Origin of the sequence: Marinomonas sp. S3726, assembly GCF_000967665.1 — a bacterium.
Classification (GTDB): domain Bacteria; phylum Pseudomonadota; class Gammaproteobacteria; order Pseudomonadales; family Marinomonadaceae; genus Marinomonas.
Map to the genome: position 1 here is coordinate 21,012 of NZ_JXYC01000003.1, position 18,795 is coordinate 39,806.

Annotated in this window: 16 protein-coding genes; 11 read left to right on the forward strand and 5 right to left on the reverse strand. The window is 38.6% G+C overall.

Annotated elements, in window-relative coordinates; translation table 11 throughout:
• Positions 1-79 precede the first annotated feature (79 nt).
• Both choW and choV read left to right on the forward strand, forming a co-directional pair.
• Positions 80-925, forward strand: a complete 846-nt coding sequence (gene choW, locus TW85_RS00375) for a choline ABC transporter permease subunit (RefSeq protein WP_046015100.1) — start codon at positions 80-82, stop codon at positions 923-925.
• A gap of 2 nt (positions 926-927) precedes the next feature.
• Positions 928-2,115 (forward strand): choline ABC transporter ATP-binding protein, encoded by a 1,188-nt coding sequence (gene choV / locus TW85_RS00380; protein WP_046015101.1) that lies wholly within the window; start codon positions 928-930, stop codon positions 2,113-2,115.
• A gap of 101 nt (positions 2,116-2,216) precedes the next feature.
• Here the strand turns inward: choV and TW85_RS00385 are convergent, their stop codons facing one another.
• Entirely contained in the window at positions 2,217-2,831 is a 615-nt protein-coding gene (locus TW85_RS00385; protein ID WP_046015102.1) for a LysE family transporter, read from the reverse strand.
• Between the two features lie 127 nt (positions 2,832-2,958).
• On the opposite strand from TW85_RS00385, the gene TW85_RS00390 reads away from it, so the two are divergent.
• On the forward strand, positions 2,959-3,837 hold the full coding sequence (locus TW85_RS00390) for an ArgP/LysG family DNA-binding transcriptional regulator (RefSeq protein WP_046015103.1): 879 nt from the start codon (positions 2,959-2,961) through the stop codon (positions 3,835-3,837).
• 99 nt (positions 3,838-3,936) lie between these two features.
• Positions 3,937-4,773 (forward strand): UTP--glucose-1-phosphate uridylyltransferase GalU, encoded by an 837-nt coding sequence (galU, locus tag TW85_RS00395; RefSeq protein ID WP_046015104.1) that lies wholly within the window; start codon positions 3,937-3,939, stop codon positions 4,771-4,773.
• 65 nt (positions 4,774-4,838) lie between these two features.
• Here the strand turns inward: galU and TW85_RS00400 are convergent, their stop codons facing one another.
• Positions 4,839-5,621: an inositol monophosphatase family protein gene (locus TW85_RS00400; protein ID WP_046015105.1), complete on the reverse strand. Its 783-nt coding sequence runs from the start codon at positions 5,619-5,621 to the stop codon at positions 4,839-4,841.
• A 561-nt stretch (positions 5,622-6,182) separates the two neighbouring features.
• On the opposite strand from TW85_RS00400, the gene TW85_RS00405 reads away from it, so the two are divergent.
• On the forward strand, positions 6,183-6,908 hold the full coding sequence (locus tag TW85_RS00405; protein ID WP_046015106.1) for an RNA methyltransferase: 726 nt from the start codon (positions 6,183-6,185) through the stop codon (positions 6,906-6,908).
• Between the two features lie 92 nt (positions 6,909-7,000).
• On the opposite strand, the gene gndA is transcribed toward TW85_RS00405, so the two are convergent.
• Positions 7,001-8,527, reverse strand: coding sequence for an NADP-dependent phosphogluconate dehydrogenase (gene gndA, locus TW85_RS00410; RefSeq protein ID WP_046015107.1), 1,527 nt, complete (start codon positions 8,525-8,527; stop codon positions 7,001-7,003).
• A gap of 507 nt (positions 8,528-9,034) precedes the next feature.
• On the opposite strand from gndA, the gene TW85_RS00415 reads away from it, so the two are divergent.
• The 4 genes from TW85_RS00415 to TW85_RS00430 all read left to right on the forward strand — a co-directional run bounded on the left by TW85_RS00415 (position 9,035) and on the right by TW85_RS00430 (position 12,802).
• Complete coding sequence (locus TW85_RS00415; RefSeq protein WP_046015108.1) at positions 9,035-10,591, forward strand: phosphoenolpyruvate carboxykinase; 1,557 nt, start codon at positions 9,035-9,037, stop codon at positions 10,589-10,591.
• A 120-nt stretch (positions 10,592-10,711) separates the two neighbouring features.
• On the forward strand, positions 10,712-11,476 hold the full coding sequence (locus TW85_RS00420; protein ID WP_046015109.1) for a TatD family hydrolase: 765 nt from the start codon (positions 10,712-10,714) through the stop codon (positions 11,474-11,476).
• 12 nt (positions 11,477-11,488) lie between these two features.
• Entirely contained in the window at positions 11,489-12,358 is an 870-nt protein-coding gene (locus tag TW85_RS00425) for a sugar nucleotide-binding protein (protein WP_046015110.1), read from the forward strand.
• 51 nt (positions 12,359-12,409) lie between these two features.
• On the forward strand, positions 12,410-12,802 hold the full coding sequence (locus TW85_RS00430) for a hypothetical protein (protein WP_157196866.1): 393 nt from the start codon (positions 12,410-12,412) through the stop codon (positions 12,800-12,802).
• A 68-nt stretch (positions 12,803-12,870) separates the two neighbouring features.
• Here the strand turns inward: TW85_RS00430 and TW85_RS00435 are convergent, their stop codons facing one another.
• Both TW85_RS00435 and TW85_RS00440 read right to left on the reverse strand, forming a co-directional pair.
• A complete protein-coding gene (locus TW85_RS00435) occupies positions 12,871-14,787 on the reverse strand; it encodes a beta-ketoacyl synthase (protein ID WP_046015111.1) in 1,917 nt (638 codons plus the stop codon).
• Between the two features lie 149 nt (positions 14,788-14,936).
• Positions 14,937-15,791, reverse strand: a complete 855-nt coding sequence (locus TW85_RS00440; protein WP_046015112.1) for a glucosaminidase domain-containing protein — start codon at positions 15,789-15,791, stop codon at positions 14,937-14,939.
• Positions 15,792-16,477: 686 nt separating this feature from the next.
• On the opposite strand from TW85_RS00440, the gene TW85_RS00445 reads away from it, so the two are divergent.
• Both TW85_RS00445 and TW85_RS00450 read left to right on the forward strand, forming a co-directional pair.
• Positions 16,478-17,620: a GGDEF domain-containing protein gene (locus TW85_RS00445; protein ID WP_046015113.1), complete on the forward strand. Its 1,143-nt coding sequence runs from the start codon at positions 16,478-16,480 to the stop codon at positions 17,618-17,620.
• 529 nt (positions 17,621-18,149) lie between these two features.
• Positions 18,150-18,788, forward strand: a complete 639-nt coding sequence (locus TW85_RS00450; RefSeq protein ID WP_046015114.1) for a TetR/AcrR family transcriptional regulator — start codon at positions 18,150-18,152, stop codon at positions 18,786-18,788.
• Positions 18,789-18,795 lie beyond the last annotated feature (7 nt).

Genomic DNA, 18,795 nt, shown 5'->3' on the forward strand with positions numbered 1-18,795 from the left:
AAAATGGCCCAACTTAGAGACTTTAGGTTGGGCCAAGTTTTACAGAGGGTAAGAGAATGAATTTGGCAGAGGTAAGATTATGAACTGGCTTACGGATAATAAAATACCACTCGGAAGCTGGATGGAATCCTTTGTCGATTGGTTGATCGATGTGGCAGGGGTATTTTTTGACTTTTTATCAGAGGTACTAGAAACCCTAATTTTAACCTTGGTAGGTGCAATTGAATGGATGCACCCACTGGCCGTCATTGCCGTTGTTCTTGTTGGAGCTTGGTTCCTACATAGAAGTATTGGCTTATTAGTTTTTATTAGTTTGGCTTTGTTGCTGATTTTGAACTTAGGCTATTGGGTCGAAACAATTCAAACTTTGGTGCTTGTGGTATCAGCAACCTTTATTAGTGTGTTAATTGGTGTGCCTTTAGGAATTGCAGCAGCTCATAGACCTTGGTTATATACCATAATGAGACCAATACTAGACTTGATGCAAACTATCCCGACTTTTGTGTACTTGATTCCAACGCTAATTTTATTTGGTTTAGGTTATGTTCCTGGCCTGATTTCAACCATTATTTTTGCTGTCGCAGCGCCTATTCGTTTGACATATTTAGGGATTAGTAAGGTACCAAATGAGTTAATTGAAGCAGGTTTAGCCTTTGGTTGTACTAAATCTAAGCTGCTTTATAAAGTTGAGTTGCCAGCCGCTATGCCTAACATAATGGCAGGTATTACTCAGTGTATTATGTTATCGCTCTCTATGGTGGTAATCGCAGCACTTGTTGGTGCAGATGGGCTTGGTAAACCAGTTATTCGTGCCTTGAATACAGTGAATATTTCACAAGGTTTTGAAGCAGGCATTGCGATTGTATTAGTGGCAATTATGCTCGATCGAATTTGTAAATCTCCATCTAGCGGTAAAGAGGAATAAGCATGGCTGTTATCAGTATTCAAAACTTAGATGTTGTCTTTGGTGATAATCAAGCGGCTACTTTAAGCTTAATGGATCAAGGTAAAAATCGAGAGCAGATTTTAGGTGAAACCGGCGATGTTGTTGGTGTTCAGAATGCAACGATTGAGGTAAATGAGGGTGAAATTTGTGTCCTCATGGGGTTATCTGGATCAGGTAAATCAACCTTGTTGAGAACATTAAACGGCTTAAATAAAGTTGCTCGTGGTAAGTGTCTTGTTCGTGATGGTGATGAAATGGTTGATATGGCGACTTGTAATGAAGCAACCATGCGACATATGCGTACTCATAGGGTATCTATGGTATTTCAAAGTTTTGCTTTGATGCCATGGTTAACGGTACTTGAAAATGTTGCCTTTGGTCTAGAAATGCAAGGCATGGCAAAGGCTGAACGTTTAGAAAAAGCCATGCAACAGCTAAAAATGGTGAGTTTGGATCAATGGGCAGATAAAAAACCTGATGAACTATCGGGCGGCATGCGCCAACGTGTTGGACTTGCTCGTGCTTTTGCTATGGATACAGATGTACTTTTAATGGATGAGCCTTTTTCAGCACTTGATCCTCTCATCCGTACTCAGTTACAAGATGAGTTGATCGAACTGCAAAAAACGCTAAATAAAACTATTGTTTTCGTAAGTCATGACTTGGACGAAGCGCTAAAAATTGGCACAAAAATCGCAATTATGGAGTCTGCTAATATCATTCAGGAAGATATTCCAGAGCAGATAGTGCTGAACCCAGCGACTCCTTATGTTGAAAAGTTTGTCGCACATACTAACCCGCTGAATGTACTTAAAGGTGACTCTTTGATGACACCGATTGAGAAACTTCAAAATGAAAGTGGTACTTATCAAGCGGAAAAAGGGCTTAACTTTGCATTGTCAGCAGAAGGAAAGCTCGAATCTGTTGATAGCACTGAAGGCTCTCATCTTGTTGTTGATTGGGCTCAAGGACTAGAGATTAATAAACTTGCTTTAGGAAGTGTCGTGCTAGCGCCGTCAGATATTAATATGCGTGATGCGGTAGAAGTGAGATACCAAACACAACAACCTCTTTTATTGCAAAAGGAAGGCTCTGTAGTCGGTGTACTTGGAGATCACGATTTTTACCATGCGCTATTAGGTAAGCATTTTTCATCTAATGATAGTTAATTTCCATTAGGTCATTTTAATGATTCTGAAAAAGCATAAACTTTACGACAAGGTTTATGCTTTTTTTTATGGGGAAATTTAATTGAAGAGGTTAAATGGCCCTATTCAGGAAAGGACATTAAAGTTATTTGGATGGCTATGAAGATAACGAGTGTGCCGTTAAATCTATTTAACCAGCGCCAGAAGCTGGCTTTCTCTAAATATGGTGCTAATAATCTACCAATTAAAGTCAGAGTTAAAAACCATAATACTGATGCACTCACTCCACCCATGATAAATTGGTAGGTGTTGTCCTGCCATTGATTCGCTAAGCTGCCCATTAAGATTAAAGTATCTAGGTAAAAGTGAGGGTTTAGCCAAGTCACAGCCATTGCTGTTGTTAATAATAACCCTAAAGGTAGCTTAGCCTTTGCTTTACTCAGTAAGAGCGCTTCGTTTGCAAAAGATGCTTTAATTCTTGAGAGACCAAAATAGGTTAAAAAGAGTACACCTGCAATTCGAGTTATCTCGAGTAAAATAGGATAAGACTTGATTAGTGCACCAATTCCCAAAGCACCCAGAGAGATAGATAAGGCATCACTTATCATAAAAAGGATAGCAATACTTAGAGCCCAATGTCGCTTTAAAGCCTGCTCTAATAAGAATGCGTTCTGGGCTCCAACTGCAATAATTAAGCCTCCACCTGTAATAAAACCACTGAGAAAAGCTGCGCTCATTTGTTTGCTCCACTAGCTAATGTCAAATGCCATAAGGCTAAAAACCGCTGGAAGAATAACAATAGGCGATATATAAATGTAATTAATATAAATAATGATTAAGTAATAAAACTAATGTTGGGAGCTTATGGATTACAAGGCAATTGAGTGTTTAAGGCAGGTTGTTGAGTCACAAGGATTTGAGAAAGCTGGTGAGGCTTTAGGTTTAACTCAGTCGGCGGTATCACAAAAAATTAAACGTTTAGAACAATCTTATAATAGTGTTTTATTAATCAGGGAAAAGCCACTTAGGTTGACTGATCTAGGTAAGAAGCTAAATATGCATTTTATTAAAGTGCAGTTAATGGAGCAGGCACTTATTCAAGAATCCTATGGTGATAAAAGTCTGCAATGCCTGCCAATAGCGATTAATAATGACAGTTTGGCAACTTGGTTTATTGAAGTAATTAGTGACTTTTCTAAAGAGAAGAGCCGACGCCTACAAACTAAGGTTGCTGATCAAAGCCAAACGCGAGATCTGTTAAAAAAAGGGGAAGTTGTAGCAGCATTGAGTGATGTCGGCTCTTGTGTTGCTGGTGGGCAATCTCTTTATCTTGGGACTATGGAGTATATTTTGGCGGCTAGCCCTGAATTTGTTCATCAATATTTGGGGGAAAAATATAGTCCTAAGGATATACATCATGTTCCCGCACTCATTTTTGATGAAAGTGATCAGCTTTGGTCAAGCTATCAAAATGAAGTACTAGGCCTGAAGGAGCATGCAGGTCCAAGTCATTGGCTACCTTCTACTCAAGGGTTTGTGCATATGCTACTAAGCCATTCTGTATGTGCTTTAGTGCCAAGAATACAGGTTAAGCAGGAATTGAAAGATAAGAGCTTAGTTGAGCTGTTTCCCAATAAGGTGTTAAAAGTGCCGCTTTATTGGCATTGGTGTGGACTTGATTCAGATATTCTAAATGAATTAACAGATACCGTTGTTAAGCAAGCAGGTATGTCTCTAACTTAATGCGCTTTATTCTAGGTTAGTCTCATGAAAGCAAATTTTTCGTATTTATTTTAAAGTGAATTTTGTTAGACTTCCTGCAATCAAACAAAAGGATTCAATATGATTCGTAAATGCTTATTTCCTGTTGCGGGTTATGGCACTCGTTTTTTACCAGCAACCAAATCTATGCCCAAAGAAATGCTACCAATTGTTAATAAGCCTTTGGTGCAATATGGTGTTGAGGAAGCCGCTCAAGCAGGACTCAATAATGTGACCTTTGTCACGGGTCGTGGTAAACGTGCTATTGCTGATCACTTTGATACAAGTTACGAATTAGAGCATCAAATTGCAGGAACTAGTAAAGAAGAATATCTAGTGGATATTCGTCACTTGATTAATAATGTAAATTTTTCATATATTCGTCAAAATCAAATGCTAGGTTTAGGTCATGCAATTTTAACGGGAGAACCACTGATTGGCGAAGAAGCCTTTGGGGTTGTGCTTGCTGATGACCTTTGTATTATGGAAGAAGAGAGTCAAGAGGGTGTTTTAGAGCAGATGGTTAAGCTCTATAATCAATTTCGCTGTTCGATTGTGGCAATTGAAGAAGTACCTGCTGACGAAGTTAATAAATATGGTGTGATCGCCGGAGAGAGTATGGGTGACGGTTTATATCGAGTCACTGATATGGTTGAAAAGCCTGCAATTGATGAAGCTCCTTCTAACCTGGCTATTATTGGGCGATATATCTTAACACCAGATATTTTTGAAAAGCTAAAAACGACACCACCAGGGCGTAATGGTGAGGTGCAAATTACAGATGCACTTATGCAGCAGGCCAAAGAAGGCTGTGTGATGGCTTATAAATTTAAAGGTCGACGTTTTGATTGCGGTAGTGTGGATGGCTTTGTTGAAGCCACTAACTATTGTTATGAAAACCTCTATAAGCGCAAATAAGTTTAGAATAAAAAAAACCAGCATTTAGCTGGTTTTTTTTGCTTTCTAATAAGGCTTGTAACCCATTAGAAGTGTTTATTAAGAACAGGTAATAGGCTCTTGAATAAACGTGGGTTTGCGCATAAAACAGTATCATTCACACTTGGTGAGCCTTGGAAATCAGAAAATAGGCAGCCAGCTTCTTTCGCGATGAATAGTGGCGCTTGTGTTTCCCAATCATATAATTTCATCGCCCATACTGCATCAAGTTTACCTGCAGCAACGTTAGCAAGCATAAGCGCTGGGCAGTCTTGCATCATAACGCGTGCGCCTTTTTCAGCAACTTCTTTTAGTGTATTGAACTGGCTAGTAATTTGGCTAGAAAGTTTATCAGTACCTGGGAATTGGCTACCAAGTGTACTGTTCTCAATAGAACCAATTGATGATGTGCGAATACGTGAGTTGTTTAAATAAGCACCACGACCTTTACTGGCGTAAAACTCATCACGGGTTGATGAATTGATCAGAAGTGCATGCTCAACTTTTCCATTTTCAACATAGCTTATTGTTAGTGCATGGCCTGAAAGGTTGCGAGAAAATAGGTGTTGACCTTGAATTGCATCAATAATCCACTCACCTTTTTCGCCTGTTTGCACTTCACCTTGCAAGCGAGTTGTAATGGTCTCTGTTGGGTATGCTTTTGCTAAAGTGTGAACAATTGTTTTTTCAGCACCAATACAAATATCTTTGTATGCTTGTTCAGGGTTTTGTCCCTGTTCTTTATCAAACAAGATTTTCTCTTGTACGTGGAGGATAAAATCAACTGCAGCGCGAGCTGCTTTTAGAGCGACATTAATTCGAGGTTGCATACAATACCATTACATTTAAAAGAGACGTCAGAAGACCTGAAGTCAATAAGCTATCGGAAAAGTGTTAAAGAGCGTTTCAGCCGAATTTTGTGAGTTAAATAAGCTCAAAGTGAAAGGCAGAAAGATGGCGCGGATTCTATCCGATTATGGCGTCTATGACTAGGGTGTTTTGTTTAAAAATTAAACAATGCAAGGTTTAATTTCATTTAGTCATTGCTTACTCAAGTAAGATGATCTGCTATTATGCCTAGGGAAGCTGCGAATAAATCCTTCCGTCTCAGCGTGTGAATAAAACGCCTGAGATTTAAGGCGAGAGTTACAACTAATAGTTACTCTATTGATAAGGCTCTCAACTTACTAGATAAGGCTTTTAGGGCACGTCCTTCGGGTCTTTCATGTGTTGTCCCTTCTTGAAAGGTGCCTACATTACGTCAAAGTGACGCCTTGTTCGACACTTTTTCTGAGAAGACTGAGAAGAGGTGACTTAATCGAAGCTTCCCTGCAAAATGTCATCAAATTTAATTGATTGAAAGTCATCCAGTGAAAAGAGCATATTTCTAAATGAATAAGGTACGTATTGTATTAGTTAACACTTCCCATCCAGGTAATATTGGCGCAGCAGCTAGAGCAATGAAAAATATGGGGCTAGCTAGACTGTATCTTGTTGCACCGAAAGTTTTTCCAAGTGATGAAGCTAATAGTCGAGCGTCAGGTGCGACTGACATTTTAGAAAATGCTGTTGTTGTAGATACATTGGAAGAAGCTATTGCAGACTGCCAGTTAGTAGTCGGTACAAGTGCTAGAGAAAGGCATATCCCTTGGCCTTTAGTTGATCCTAGACAAGCAGCAGATATGGTTCATGAAGAAAGTTTAGAGTCCGCATTTGTATTTGGTCGTGAGGACAGGGGGCTAACAAATGAGGAGTTACAACGCTGTCATTATCATGTTCATATCCCTTCTGTAGAAAGTTTTAGTTCTTTAAATTTAGGGGCTGCAGTACAAGTGATTGCTTACGAACTTCGAATGCGCCTTCTTGCACAGAAGGATGCACCTATTGTTGCTTCTAAATGGGATGTACCAGCAGCAACGAGTGAGCAACTTGATCATATGTTAACTCATTTGGAATCCGTATTATCTAAAACCGAATTTTTAGATCCTAAAGCACCGCGACAAGCTATGACGCGTTTTAGGCGTCTATTTCAGCGTGCTCAGTTGGATCAACAAGAGGTGGGTATGTTAAGAGGTGTATTAACTTCAGTAGATAAACTAGACGAAAAGAAAAACTAAATGCGTGATGTAGAATAAACTTTGCACTCTAAATTAATGATTAAAAAAGGCGCTCAAAGCGCCTTTTTTAATCATTTACAAAGAATGAGTACTTATTTTACTTTCGTTTCAGGGCGACCTTCTTGTTGCCAATGAGTGTGAAACTTTTCACCTCTTGACGAGTCTGCTCTTTCATAGGTATGAGCGCCGAAGTAATCTCTTTGTGCCTGTAAGAGGTTTGCTGGCAATACTTCAGAGCGATAACCATCAAAATAAGCAAGCGCAGAAAAGAAAGTTGGTGCTGGAATCCCTGACTGTGCAGCTAAAACAACTGAGTTTCTTAAACCTACTTGTCTTTCTTCTAATTGATCTGCGAAGTAATCAGACAGTAACAGATTATCCAGTTCAGGCTCTTCAGTAAAAGCGTCTGCAATTTTCTGCAAGAAAGAAGCGCGAATAATACAGCCGCCACGCCAAATCTTTGCGATATCGACAAAATTGAGCTTCCAATCATACTCAGCTTGAGCTGCGCGCATAATTTGAAAACCTTGAGCGTAAGCGCAAATTTTTGCACTGTAGAGTGCATCATGAATACTGGCTTCAACATGTTCAGTATTAACGTCCGCAAGGTCTGTAATACCCACAAGAGTACTTGCTGCTTGGTATCTCTGGCTTGTTAATGTACTCAACGCTCTTGAGTAAACGGCTTCACTGATAATGCCCGCTGGGACACCCATTTGAGTTGCACTAATGGCTGTCCAACGCCCTGTTCCTTTTTGACCGGCACTATCTAATATCAGGTCAACCAGAGGTTCTCCTGTTTTGATATCATCCTGTTGCAAGATATCTGCCGTAATTTCTACTAGGTAACTGTTTAAAACCCCTTGGTTCCACTTTTCAAATAGTTTGCCTATTTGTTTCGGACTATAGCCTAAGATGGAGCGAAGAAGATGGTAGGCTTCACATATAAGCTGCATATCGGCATACTCGATACCATTATGAACCATTTTTACATAGTGTCCCGCACCATTCGGCCCAAGGTATGCGGTACAAGGCTCCCCATCAAAAATCGGCTTGCCAGGTGTTCTGGTTTCGATTGGTTTACCGTCTTCATCCACCTTAGCGGATACAGCTTCCCACATAGGCTTTAAGTATTGCCAAGATTCCGCGTCACCACCTGGCATTAAAGATGGGCCGAAACGTGCTCCAACTTCACCACCTGATACTGCTGTTCCGAAAAACTTTAGCTGATGTTTATATTCTGCTTCACGACGAATGGTATCCGTCCACTGACTATTGCCACAGTCAACAACGATATCATTTGGTTCTAGTCCTGCTTGAATTAAGTTTCGACAAACATCATCAACAGGTTGGCCTGCTGGAACCAAAAGAACTATCACTCTTGGTGTGACTAGATGACCAAGCATTTCTTTAAGAGAATCACAGCCAATGATTCTTGCTTTTTCTACATCTGCTGGACGTTCAGCAATTTCACTTGAAAGTACATCCTCTACTTTCTTAGTGTCTAGATCGAAGCCTGCAACACGATAGCCATGATCGGCTAAATTGAGGGCAAGATTTTTGCCCATAACACCTAATCCAATAAATCCTATATTGCAGTCCTGAATCATATTAACCATAAATTTTGATCTACTTTGTGTGGGGGGAGGGGGATTCAGGTGCAAATTTTACCACGAAGATGTGGTGATATACGTCATATATCAGGGCATGAAATGAAAAAAACTTAATTTAAGTTAAATTTTAAGAATTTAAGCGATTTTAGTAACTAAATGCTGACTTTTTGGTCAGAAAAAAGGTAATAAAACATCAAAAGTATAAAAATCATATAAACCAAGCCACAAAAGTAATAAAACAACAAAAATGTAAAAAATATGAGTTATAAAAATTATTTTTGATAAATATATTGATCTTTAGATAATTGCCAAATTCTAATATTGATATTATAAAGCTATATAAATCATATGGTTACATTTGGATTACATTTTTCTTGTAGGTGCTGAAATAAAATAACAAATTGATCTAACAATATTTTTTTTTATATTGATTTGTTACTATAAAAATCAATAGGCATCAGCACATTAAAAAGACGAACTAAGATTCGTTAAGTTCATAGAGGAAAACTAAAAATGAGTTCGGCAACTGAGCTTCCAAAGATTCAAAAAAACCTAAATACGCCGGCGCTTGTTGAGCAAGCATTGGCAAATGGAGAAGGGCAACTAGCAGATAATGGCGCTTTAGTCGTTGAAACTGGTGCTCGTACTGGTCGTTCTCCGATGGATCGTTTTATTGTTGAAGAAGCGTCTAGTAAAGATTCCATACATTGGGGACCTGTAAACCGCCCTTTCTCTGAAGCAAAGTTTGCTCCATTGTGGGAACGTGTAGAAACTTATTTAAATGCTAAAAACTCTTATGAATCCAATATTCATGTTGGTGCTGGTGATGAGCATTATTTACCCGTAATTATGCGTACCGAAACTGCATGGCATCATTTGTTTGGACGTAATCTATTTATTCGTCCGGAGACTTATAACCCAGCGTCTAAAGGTGAATGGCAAATTATTAATGCACCAGGCTTTGTATGTGAGCCTGAGCGTGATGGTACTAACTCTGATGGTTGCGTTATTCTGAACTTTGCAGCAAAAAAAGTTTTGATAGCTGGTATGCGTTATGCCGGTGAAATGAAAAAAGCGATGTTCTCTGTGCAAAACTATTTGTTACCAGCAAAAGATGTATTACCTATGCATTGTGCTGCTAACGTAGGTGCTGATGACGATGTTACTCTATTCTTTGGTTTATCTGGCACAGGTAAAACAACGTTATCAGCTGATCCTGAGCGCTTTTTGATAGGTGATGATGAGCATGGTTGGGGTAAAGATACTGTTTTCAATATTGAAGGCGGTTGCTACGCAAAATGTATTGACCTTTCTGAGAAAAATGAACCTCTTATTTGGAAAGCAATTAAATTTGGCACCATAGTAGAGAATGTCGTATTAGATAAAGAGTCTCGTGTGGCAGATTACGCTGATACTTCTCTTACCCAAAATAGCCGTGCTGGATACCCTCGTGAACATATTGAAAAACGTGCTGCTGGTAACCGTGCCGGTGAGCCAAATGCGATTATCTTTTTAACATGTGATTTGACAGGTGTATTACCTCCAGTATCTGTTTTGACAAAAGAAGCTGCGGCATATCATTTCCTTAGCGGTTATACAGCTTTGGTTGGTTCAACAGAAATGGGTGCAGGTAGCGGCATTAAATCGACTTTCTCTACTTGTTTTGGTGCACCTTTCTTCCCTCGTGCTGCTCACGTATATGCTGAGCTATTAATTAAGCGCATTGAAGAGTTCGGCAGTAAAGTTTACCTAGTAAATACAGGTTGGACCGGTGGTGCTCATGGTAAAGGTGGTAAGCGTTTTAGCATTCCAACGACACGTGCTGTTATCTCTGCGATTCAAACTGGCGCTCTAGAAAATGCTGAATTAGAGCAACTAGATAAGCTTAATCTTGCTGTCCCTAAGCAGGTTGAAGGCGTTGACTCTGTATTATTAAACCCAAGAAACACTTGGGAAGATAAAGCAGCCTATGACGCACAAGCACAAGATTTGATTGGCCAGTTTGTTGATAACTTTACTAAGTTTGAAGGTGTTTCTGACAGCATTCTTGCTGCTGGACCGACTCGTTAATGACGTTTTATGCTTAATCAGTTCAATGATTAACGAAAAAAGCCGCTTTAGCGGCTTTTTTCGTTATTAATCGCGCTAAATGGTCTAGTGGTCGTCACCTGCTTGAGTTAGTCTAGATTGATGTTTATTGATAGCCATTGCCATTTAGACTTTATTGATTTTGAGCCAGACCTTGATCTTGTCATTGCGCGAGCTTATGCCGAAAATGTACAAGCCTTTGTTGTGCCATCAATAAGTTACCAAAGTTGGCAGAGAGTCTGTGAGTTAAAAACTGCTCGTTCTTCTATCCGAGCTGCATATGGTATTCACCCTTATTTTTTGGCTCAGGAAAAGTTTGCAAACTTAGATTTTTTAGAAGCGTTTGCCGCTGAAAATGGTGCCATTGCGATTGGTGAGATAGGACTTGATTATTGGCCTGGAAGTGTCAATCATGAGATCCAAAAGCGCTTTTTACTTAGGCAGTTAGACATCGCGCAAAACTTACATTTGCCTGTGATTCTTCATGCGAGAAAAAGCTATGACGAATTATTACTTATATTGAAAAAGTACTCATTAGTTGGTGGCATTCTTCATGCTTTTACTGGCAGTGAAGTGCAAGCGAAACGTTTTATAGAGCAAGGTTTGTTATTAGGTATTGGTGGTAGTGTAACTTACCCAAGAGCTCAGAAAACTAGACGTATGTTAAAAGGTCTATCGGATCAGCACTTTGTTTTAGAAACTGACTCTCCGGATATGCCACTGTCTGGTTTGCAAGGCTTGCGAAATGAACCTGTCAATATTACTAAAGTTGCTCATGTTATTGCTGAACTGAGAGAACAAGAAGTGAGTGAGATAGCAGATTATACATCTGTTAATATTATGAAATTGTTTAAAAACTGGAATTAGAGGAAAGTAGACTTGCCTAACGAAAAAGACATCAATGCCCCAATTAAGATCTTATTGCTAGGTAGCGATACTAATATTGGTGAAGAGCTTATAAGCTTTTCCGAAGAACTTGCTGAGTTTTCTTTGACTTCTTTAACTCAAGAAAGCTTCTATCAGACTCAATTCTCAGTTGATAGCTTTAATAAGTATGATGTTGTACTTGATGCGTTAAGTATAGGTGCAAATACAGACGACTTCGCTCAAATAAAAGCCTGTAACCATATGCTGCAAGATGCTGACGTTAGCATGTTTATGCTAAGTAGTGTTGAAGTCTTTTCTGGCGATAAGGGGACAGCGTATGACGAGAATGAGGAACCCGACGCGAAATCTACTAAAGGACAGCAGCTTGCTGAAATTGAACAACTGGTTTTAAGTGATAGTAATAATATTGTGCTTAGGAGTGGTTGGCTGTTTGGTTGTAAACAGCAAGATTTTGTTGCCAGTACATTAGCTAAATTAAAACTTGGCGAACCTGTCTTACTTGAGGATGATTTGCTTGGTAATCCAACTCCTATCTCAGATTTAGTGAGGGTTGCATTCTCTTTGATTAAGCAAAGGCATTTTGGGGCTAAAAACTCAGGCGTTTACCACTACTCTTGTGCTGAAGACATTAGCTGGTTTGGTTTTGGGGAAGCTGTATTAACTAATGCATCTCAATTTAATATTCAATTTCAAGCAAGCTTACAATCAACGAATTCTAGTGAAGCTGAAGTCACAGATTTAACGCTATTAAGAAAACAATCTCTTTCTTGTCGTAAAATTTTTAACCATTTTGGGGTAAAGCAGCGACCTTGGCGAGCAAGTTTAAGGAACTTAGTGAAAGATCTTTATCAAATGAATTAGTTCTGGCAGACTGAAACTGAACCATTAAGAACGAATAACGGGGCGTTAAAGGTGTATAAAATAAATCATAAAATGATATTTATTAGTATATTAACCCAGATGGCATTTGGTTTTTTCTGGTTAACTGCTGCACCAACTCCACTTATTTCGATTCAACCTGATATTAGCTTAGCATTAACTGCTTTAGCTTGTGTTGTGTCATTTGTTTATTTTTATGCTTGGTTAATCAGTAGGTTACGTTCAAGCTCTCGTTGGGAGATGGGAGCTGTTGCTATTTCATTATGGCTTTTTTGCGTATTACCTAATGTTGTAATTACTCATTTATTGTTTGATTTATCATTAGATGTACAAATTTATACTCTAGCTTTTAGTGCTGTTGCTACTTTGCTGAATGCTATTATTCTTCCCTTTTCGCGTTCATCTCGGTCAATTTTTAAAGGTTGATCCTGAGGACAAACCTAAAAAAACCAGCTTTTAGCTGGTTTTTTTAGGTTTAAAAATTTAGCTAGGAGCTAAACCAGATCTGAAAATTCATTATCGACATCTAAGTCAACAGGGTTAAGATACCCCGGCATCTTAATTGCGTCAGCGCTCATTTCGAGATCATATCCAGAAAGCACATCCTTACCAAAATGATAAATGGGTTGGCTTTCTCCGTGGATAGCTGCTTGATGATAGTCTTGAGCCGCTTCTTTAGTTTTAACAAGCTTTGATTGATAACTTTCTAAGCTTGCCTTGTCATAGCGTTTCTCAAGCATTTCCATGGTTTTCTTCGGTGATAGAAGTACGGCAGTGCCATTATTACCACCAAAGCCTTTTGAGTTTAATAATGCACCTTGGAAGTGGTCTTTGCCATAAACTTCATGTTTAAGCTGGAACTTCAGCCCATCAGTATAAACATCATCTGCGATACTTTGAGTGGTTGTGAAGCCTGGTAAAATACCATGTTCCCAAACACCTAATGATAAGTGAAGTTGGTCACCACCTGCTGTCCCTTGAGAATGGCCAATAAAAGCTTTCATTGCCGTTACTGGTATATTCTCTGCATTAAAGCTTGTTGCTACTTGGCTTAAGACATGGGATTCGGTGATTCTGTTTTGAGGTGTACTTGTACCATGAGCTTGAATGAAAGTATGGTTTTTCAAACCATCTTCGCCAATGATTTTTTGTAAATACGCCATGGCTTTGCCCATGGTCAGATAGTTACCAATACCTGGTGCTGAAATGGACTTCTTATGGCCATCTGCATAAGCGTAAACGGCTGGCACTGAACCAAATATTTGTGCTCCAAGCTCTATTGCTAGGGCATCATCCATTAGAAGTGTCCACTGGCTAGATTCACCGATAGTGAAGCCAACATTATTACCAAAAGGACGACAGCTGCGAGTATGATCAGGTTCTTTCTGATCTTTGATTGCATCAAGCGCTAGGAGAGCACTGTCTTCAGCTAATGCTCCCATAGTCCTAAAGCCTTCAATTACTTCTGGCGTGATAGGTGCGTCACTGCCACCGACAATAGCAACGCGTGTTTTACCTGACTTGATACCTTCAACCGCTTTTTCTAAGTTGAAAAAATAAGTAGCACAGGCACCAATAGAGGTTCCTATTGAACCCACACTGCCTAATACATAAGCGTTAACGAAATCTGCAGGCATTTGAGCATAACCTAATGGTAAATGCTTAGAGGTAGTGCGCTTACCTATAAGAGCAGATTTCAGCATACCACCAAAACCTAAATCATCCATTTGACCAATAGAGTTAGCTGCATAAACAGCGACCTGGTCAGGCGCAACAGTATCTCTAATTGTTTGCCATGGAATACCGCTACTAGACAAGGCATCTGAAGCGCCGTAAACCGTCATTTGCAAGCCACGTGGATGGTTGCGAGATTGATATAGCTTGGCTGGGTCAAAGCCTGTTGGCAACTGACCTGCTGCTTTGACACTTAATGATTTGCTGTCCTTAACAAAGGCTTCCAAATTACCATTTATAACGACTTCACTAAGATTATCTGACAGTGCTTTAACCTGCCATTGTGAAGGAAGGTCATCAGGAATAGAGCGAGTTTTAATAGTGAAGCTAATGCTTTCACCTTCTGTGTTAGGTAATAAAGAAGTGCTTTTATGAATATTGACTTTGTCGACATCAAATAGAGAAGGATGAATTCTTCTTATTAAGGTTTTTGTTAAAACCTCATCACTGATGATATCTAATAGTTCTTCAGGCGTATTCGTTTGAACATCACCTTTATACCAATGACCATGATGGAAATGAGCGGTATTAGTAAGCGTAGCTAGATCTAATAATACCTCTTGCTGGATTGATTTAGGTAATAAGTCAAAAACAATACGGCGGTATGCTTGGTGTGAAGATGTGCGACCAGCCGGGTTAATTCCGCCAAATCCAACAATAACAGGTAAACGTGCCAATTCAATTTCCTCGATTCAAATATGAATTAAAGTGGTGTCATTGTAATAAAGCCGATAATGCTTAGCCACCTTGAATTCAAAAATAAGTTAATGAATTTAATGGTTTATAATTCACCTGTATTTGTCTTTTTGTCTGTTATGTTTTTAGGTTATTTGGCTGTGCTTACCTTTTCAATTTCCTGATCAAAGCGTGCTAGCTTGTTATAGCTAATAAGAGATTTTATTTCTTCAACATAAGCTTGGCCTCGTTGTGAATAAGATAGCAAGCCTGATACCAGATCTACTCCAGTAATGTTTTTGTTTTCTTCTCTGAGTTTTGCGCGCTCTTTTCTTAGCGATCTATAAGCTGCATTTGAGTTTAAATTATCGATATAAGCATAAACAGACTCTCTAGCGCTTTTAAATTTTTGTACTTCATGGTCTGCATCTTCATCACGAGATTCTGGTACTAAGCCACAGCCTATTTTAAAGCACCATTGCCCAAAATAATTATTACCTTTTAGTGCGAAACGTGAAGTCCCCCAAGCGGACTCATTTGCCGCTTGAGCTAAAACAAGGGATTCAGGAATGATATCTAGGTGAGGATATAACTCAGCTAGGTTTTCTGGCGTATAAACACCGACTTTTTTTAGTTTGAATATTTTTCTTAGTGCCGCAAGCCATCTTTTTTCTTCTCGTGTTGGTGGTTCCGCATTGTGAATGATGCGTGTTAATTCATTTCTATCTCGAATCAATAAAGCATTCTTTTCTGCGGCAAAGGGCACTAAAAATTGAAAGAAGGTTTCTTTTCTTTGTTTAATATCTTGAATCTTTGCAAAATCAGGTTTCACAGGCATCGGCTGAAAAGGTGTTGCCTTGTTAATCACAAGTTGGTTCTCAAGTAATGGTTCAGCCTCTTGGGACTGAGTGACTTCTTGTTCGTCAGGGGCGGGCTTATCGCCCAACTTGAACCAAAGAACTAGTACGACAGCAATAGAAATTAGCCAAAGAATTTTTCTGTCCATAAAGATAACAAACCTATTTTGAGCAAGAGTAAACAAATATATTGATCGAAAGATCAATCATGCTGAACCTGAGTACATATTATCGCCAAAATTCATGACATTTTATAGACCTTGTTGGTGCCAAGATTAAAAAGTCCACATTAGGTGCCTGCGGTTAAGTTTCTTTTTCTTAGTTTGTTCTTGTCAGGTTTGCGATAAAAATGTATCAAGCAAGGTGTCAATTTGACGTAATTTAGACCCCTTTTGAGTAGGGGAATGTAGTGGATGAGTGCTGAAATGCCGTATAGGTGTTCTTCTAGGGCCCGAAATACGTGGTATAAAAGTCCTACCTTTAAGTTGAAGATCTTATCATTAGCGTCGCTTTTAAGTAGCGCCCTTCGCTATACATCTAGAGTCTGCTATTCACCCGCTAAGGTAGGGGGCTTATCCGTAGGTTTCTTAATCAATATAAAAAAGCTTCAAAGCATCCTTATGTAATGCTTTATTTATTGTAATTTTCTGGAAATTTGCTTCAAAGCATGAAGATAAAACCTAAGCTTCACAATTTTTAACCGATTTTAATCGCACAATGGGGGTCTCTAGAGTGCTTATCAAGAGTGGGTGTGGTTAAATTCAATTTATTTTAAGCTTGACGTTCGAAACTTGTTTTAGCCTTTAAAGGGTAAAAGTAGGTTATAAGAGTATCTATGACATCACGATTTACAAGTCTATTTATCCCTTCAGTGATTGCTCTATTGAGTTTGTACCTGAGCGTTTATGTGGATAAGATCCCCGCGGTTTGGTTAGCCTTGTTGGAATGGCTTCCTTATATTTTTTCTAGTCTTGTTATATTACTGGCATGGCATTTTAATAAGGGTTTAGTCCTTATAGTGTGCTTGATCCTTATGTTGCCTCTATTGCCTATTGATAATTTAGGCAATAAAAATAATGTATCAGTCTATCTCCTCTTGACGAGTTTAAATTTAGCTCTTGTTAGCCAATTACAAGAGAGAGGTTTTTTTAACCGTTTTGCTGTAAACCGCATTATCTTTGTTGCTATGCAACTATTGTGGTGTATGGCATTGGCAGAAGCATGGATAAAAATCCCTGGAATCTCGCTCTACCTAATTAATATAGAAAGTTTTAGTTTTGCATTAGCCTTTTTTACTTTGACTTTTGTGATTAGTCTGGCTTTTTTAGCAAGTAAATGGTGGCTTAAATCAGATACCTTCAGTGGCGCTATTTTAGTGTCCTTACTCCTTATCGCTTTGATGCATTTTTTATCACTTAATAGTAAGCAAGCAGCCCTAATGCATACGGGGGTATTTGTTATCTGGTGTATTTATTTATTAATTGATAGCCACAAAATGGCTTATGTTGACGAGTTAACTCAGTTACCTGGTCGAAGAGCATTGAATGAAAAATTATTAGGTTTATCAAAACACTATGTTATCGCTATGTTAGATGTTGATCACTTTAAGAAGTTTAATGATACCTATGGTCATGACATGGGGGATCTCGTGTTAAAAAGTGTGGCGAATAATATGGATAAAGTCACGTCTGGAGGTAAAGCCTTTAGATACGGTGGAGAAGAATTTGCTATCGTTTTTGCCCATAAAAAGAAAGAGGACATATTATCTGCATTAGAAGGGGTAAGAGAGTCTATCGCCTCACAAATGGTCGATATCTATGATAGTAAAAAAGATGTCTATAAAGGTGTGTCTGTCACTATAAGTATAGGCGCAGCTTTATCAAATTCTGAGCGGCATGCACAAGATGTGATTAAACATGCGGATCAGCTTTTATACAAAGCTAAGAAAAAAGGCCGTAATTGCGTGATCATAGAGTAATTCTTTAAGGGTCAAGCTTCCTTTTTTTATCCAGTCCTATTTCATAATATGGAAAATAAAACTTGACCATGTGGTTCATTTTTCTTGATCTGTGTAAATCTTAAGCATATAATCCCAAAATTGAAAAAAACGTTTCTAAGTTTTGTTTTTTGAAACTAAGTAATGATTAAAGAATTTTAGCAGTTTTAGAAGCGTCTGAGACTGGGTCGAATTTGAGTGACCGAACAGAATATTTTATGCTGTGATTAAGCCGTGTAAAACTATAAGAGCCAACGTGGTGCAACAAAATATTCAATAACGAATGCCTATAGTTATTGCTTGATTTTGTTGTAGGGGTAAAAGGGGGAGCAGCCAAGCTTCCCCTTTTTTTATGCCTGTAAAATGGTTGAGACTGAACCATGCTATATCTTTCTAAGTCTATCTTTTGCTTGTGTATTCTTGCTCCTAATAAAACGTGTTATTGTAAAACTTGCTTTAATTAGACTCATTTAAATGATTGCCTGTAATATCTGACTGAGGACAACTCCCTGTGGAAGAAAAACGTGCAAAAGATCAGCTAAAAGCTCATATACGAGCTCAAAACCAAGCGTTAATTTTATCAACTGCAGAGAGGGTTTTTGCTCGTCAAGGTCTGGCTAAAACAACAACTCAGATGATAGCGAATGAAGCAGGGTTACCTAAGGCGAATATTCACTATTATTATCGCTCTAAAAAGGATTTGTTAGAGGCTGTGCTGGGTAACATACTTCAACTTTGGTTAGAGTCTGTTAGTTGCTTTGTATTAGAAGATGGGCCAAAAGCCTGTTTAACACGTTATATAAGCGAAAAAATTGATCAGTCTCGAATTAATACTAATGCTTCGAAAGTCTTTGCGATGGCTTTAATTGGAGAAGAACCATTCGTTTTAGAGTATCTAAATGAGCATTTTGTCAGTGAATTAGCTAGAGAGAAACAAACGATTCAGGCTTGGATTGATCAAGGTAAAATGAAATCGATTTCTGCTGAGCATTTGTTTATTAGTTTATGGGCTTTAACTCAGACCTACGCTGATTTTGATGCGCAAATTAAAATTGTGCTGAATAAGACAGAATTAGAAGAAGATGATTATGAGCAGGCAAAAGAATTTGTCACCAACATGATCTTAAGTAGTTGCGGTATTTCTGACTAAGAATCAG

What these genes read in the sequence shown, in the direction of transcription:
- choW (WP_046015100.1), top strand. Translation starts at nt 80, where the DNA reads ATGAACTGGCTTACGGATAATAAAATACCACTCGGAAGCTGGATGGAA.
- choV (WP_046015101.1), top strand. Translation starts at nt 928, where the DNA reads ATGGCTGTTATCAGTATTCAAAACTTAGATGTTGTCTTTGGTGATAAT.
- TW85_RS00385 (WP_046015102.1), bottom strand. Translation starts at nt 2,831, where the DNA reads ATGAGCGCAGCTTTTCTCAGTGGTTTTATTACAGGTGGAGGCTTAATT.
- TW85_RS00390 (WP_046015103.1), top strand. Translation starts at nt 2,959, where the DNA reads ATGGATTACAAGGCAATTGAGTGTTTAAGGCAGGTTGTTGAGTCACAA.
- galU (WP_046015104.1), top strand. Translation starts at nt 3,937, where the DNA reads ATGATTCGTAAATGCTTATTTCCTGTTGCGGGTTATGGCACTCGTTTT.
- TW85_RS00400 (WP_046015105.1), bottom strand. Translation starts at nt 5,621, where the DNA reads ATGCAACCTCGAATTAATGTCGCTCTAAAAGCAGCTCGCGCTGCAGTT.
- TW85_RS00405 (WP_046015106.1), top strand. Translation starts at nt 6,183, where the DNA reads ATGAATAAGGTACGTATTGTATTAGTTAACACTTCCCATCCAGGTAAT.
- gndA (WP_046015107.1), bottom strand. Translation starts at nt 8,527, where the DNA reads ATGGTTAATATGATTCAGGACTGCAATATAGGATTTATTGGATTAGGT.
- TW85_RS00415 (WP_046015108.1), top strand. Translation starts at nt 9,035, where the DNA reads ATGAGTTCGGCAACTGAGCTTCCAAAGATTCAAAAAAACCTAAATACG.
- TW85_RS00420 (WP_046015109.1), top strand. Translation starts at nt 10,712, where the DNA reads ATGTTTATTGATAGCCATTGCCATTTAGACTTTATTGATTTTGAGCCA.
- TW85_RS00440 (WP_046015112.1), bottom strand. Translation starts at nt 15,791, where the DNA reads ATGGACAGAAAAATTCTTTGGCTAATTTCTATTGCTGTCGTACTAGTT.
- TW85_RS00445 (WP_046015113.1), top strand. Translation starts at nt 16,478, where the DNA reads ATGACATCACGATTTACAAGTCTATTTATCCCTTCAGTGATTGCTCTA.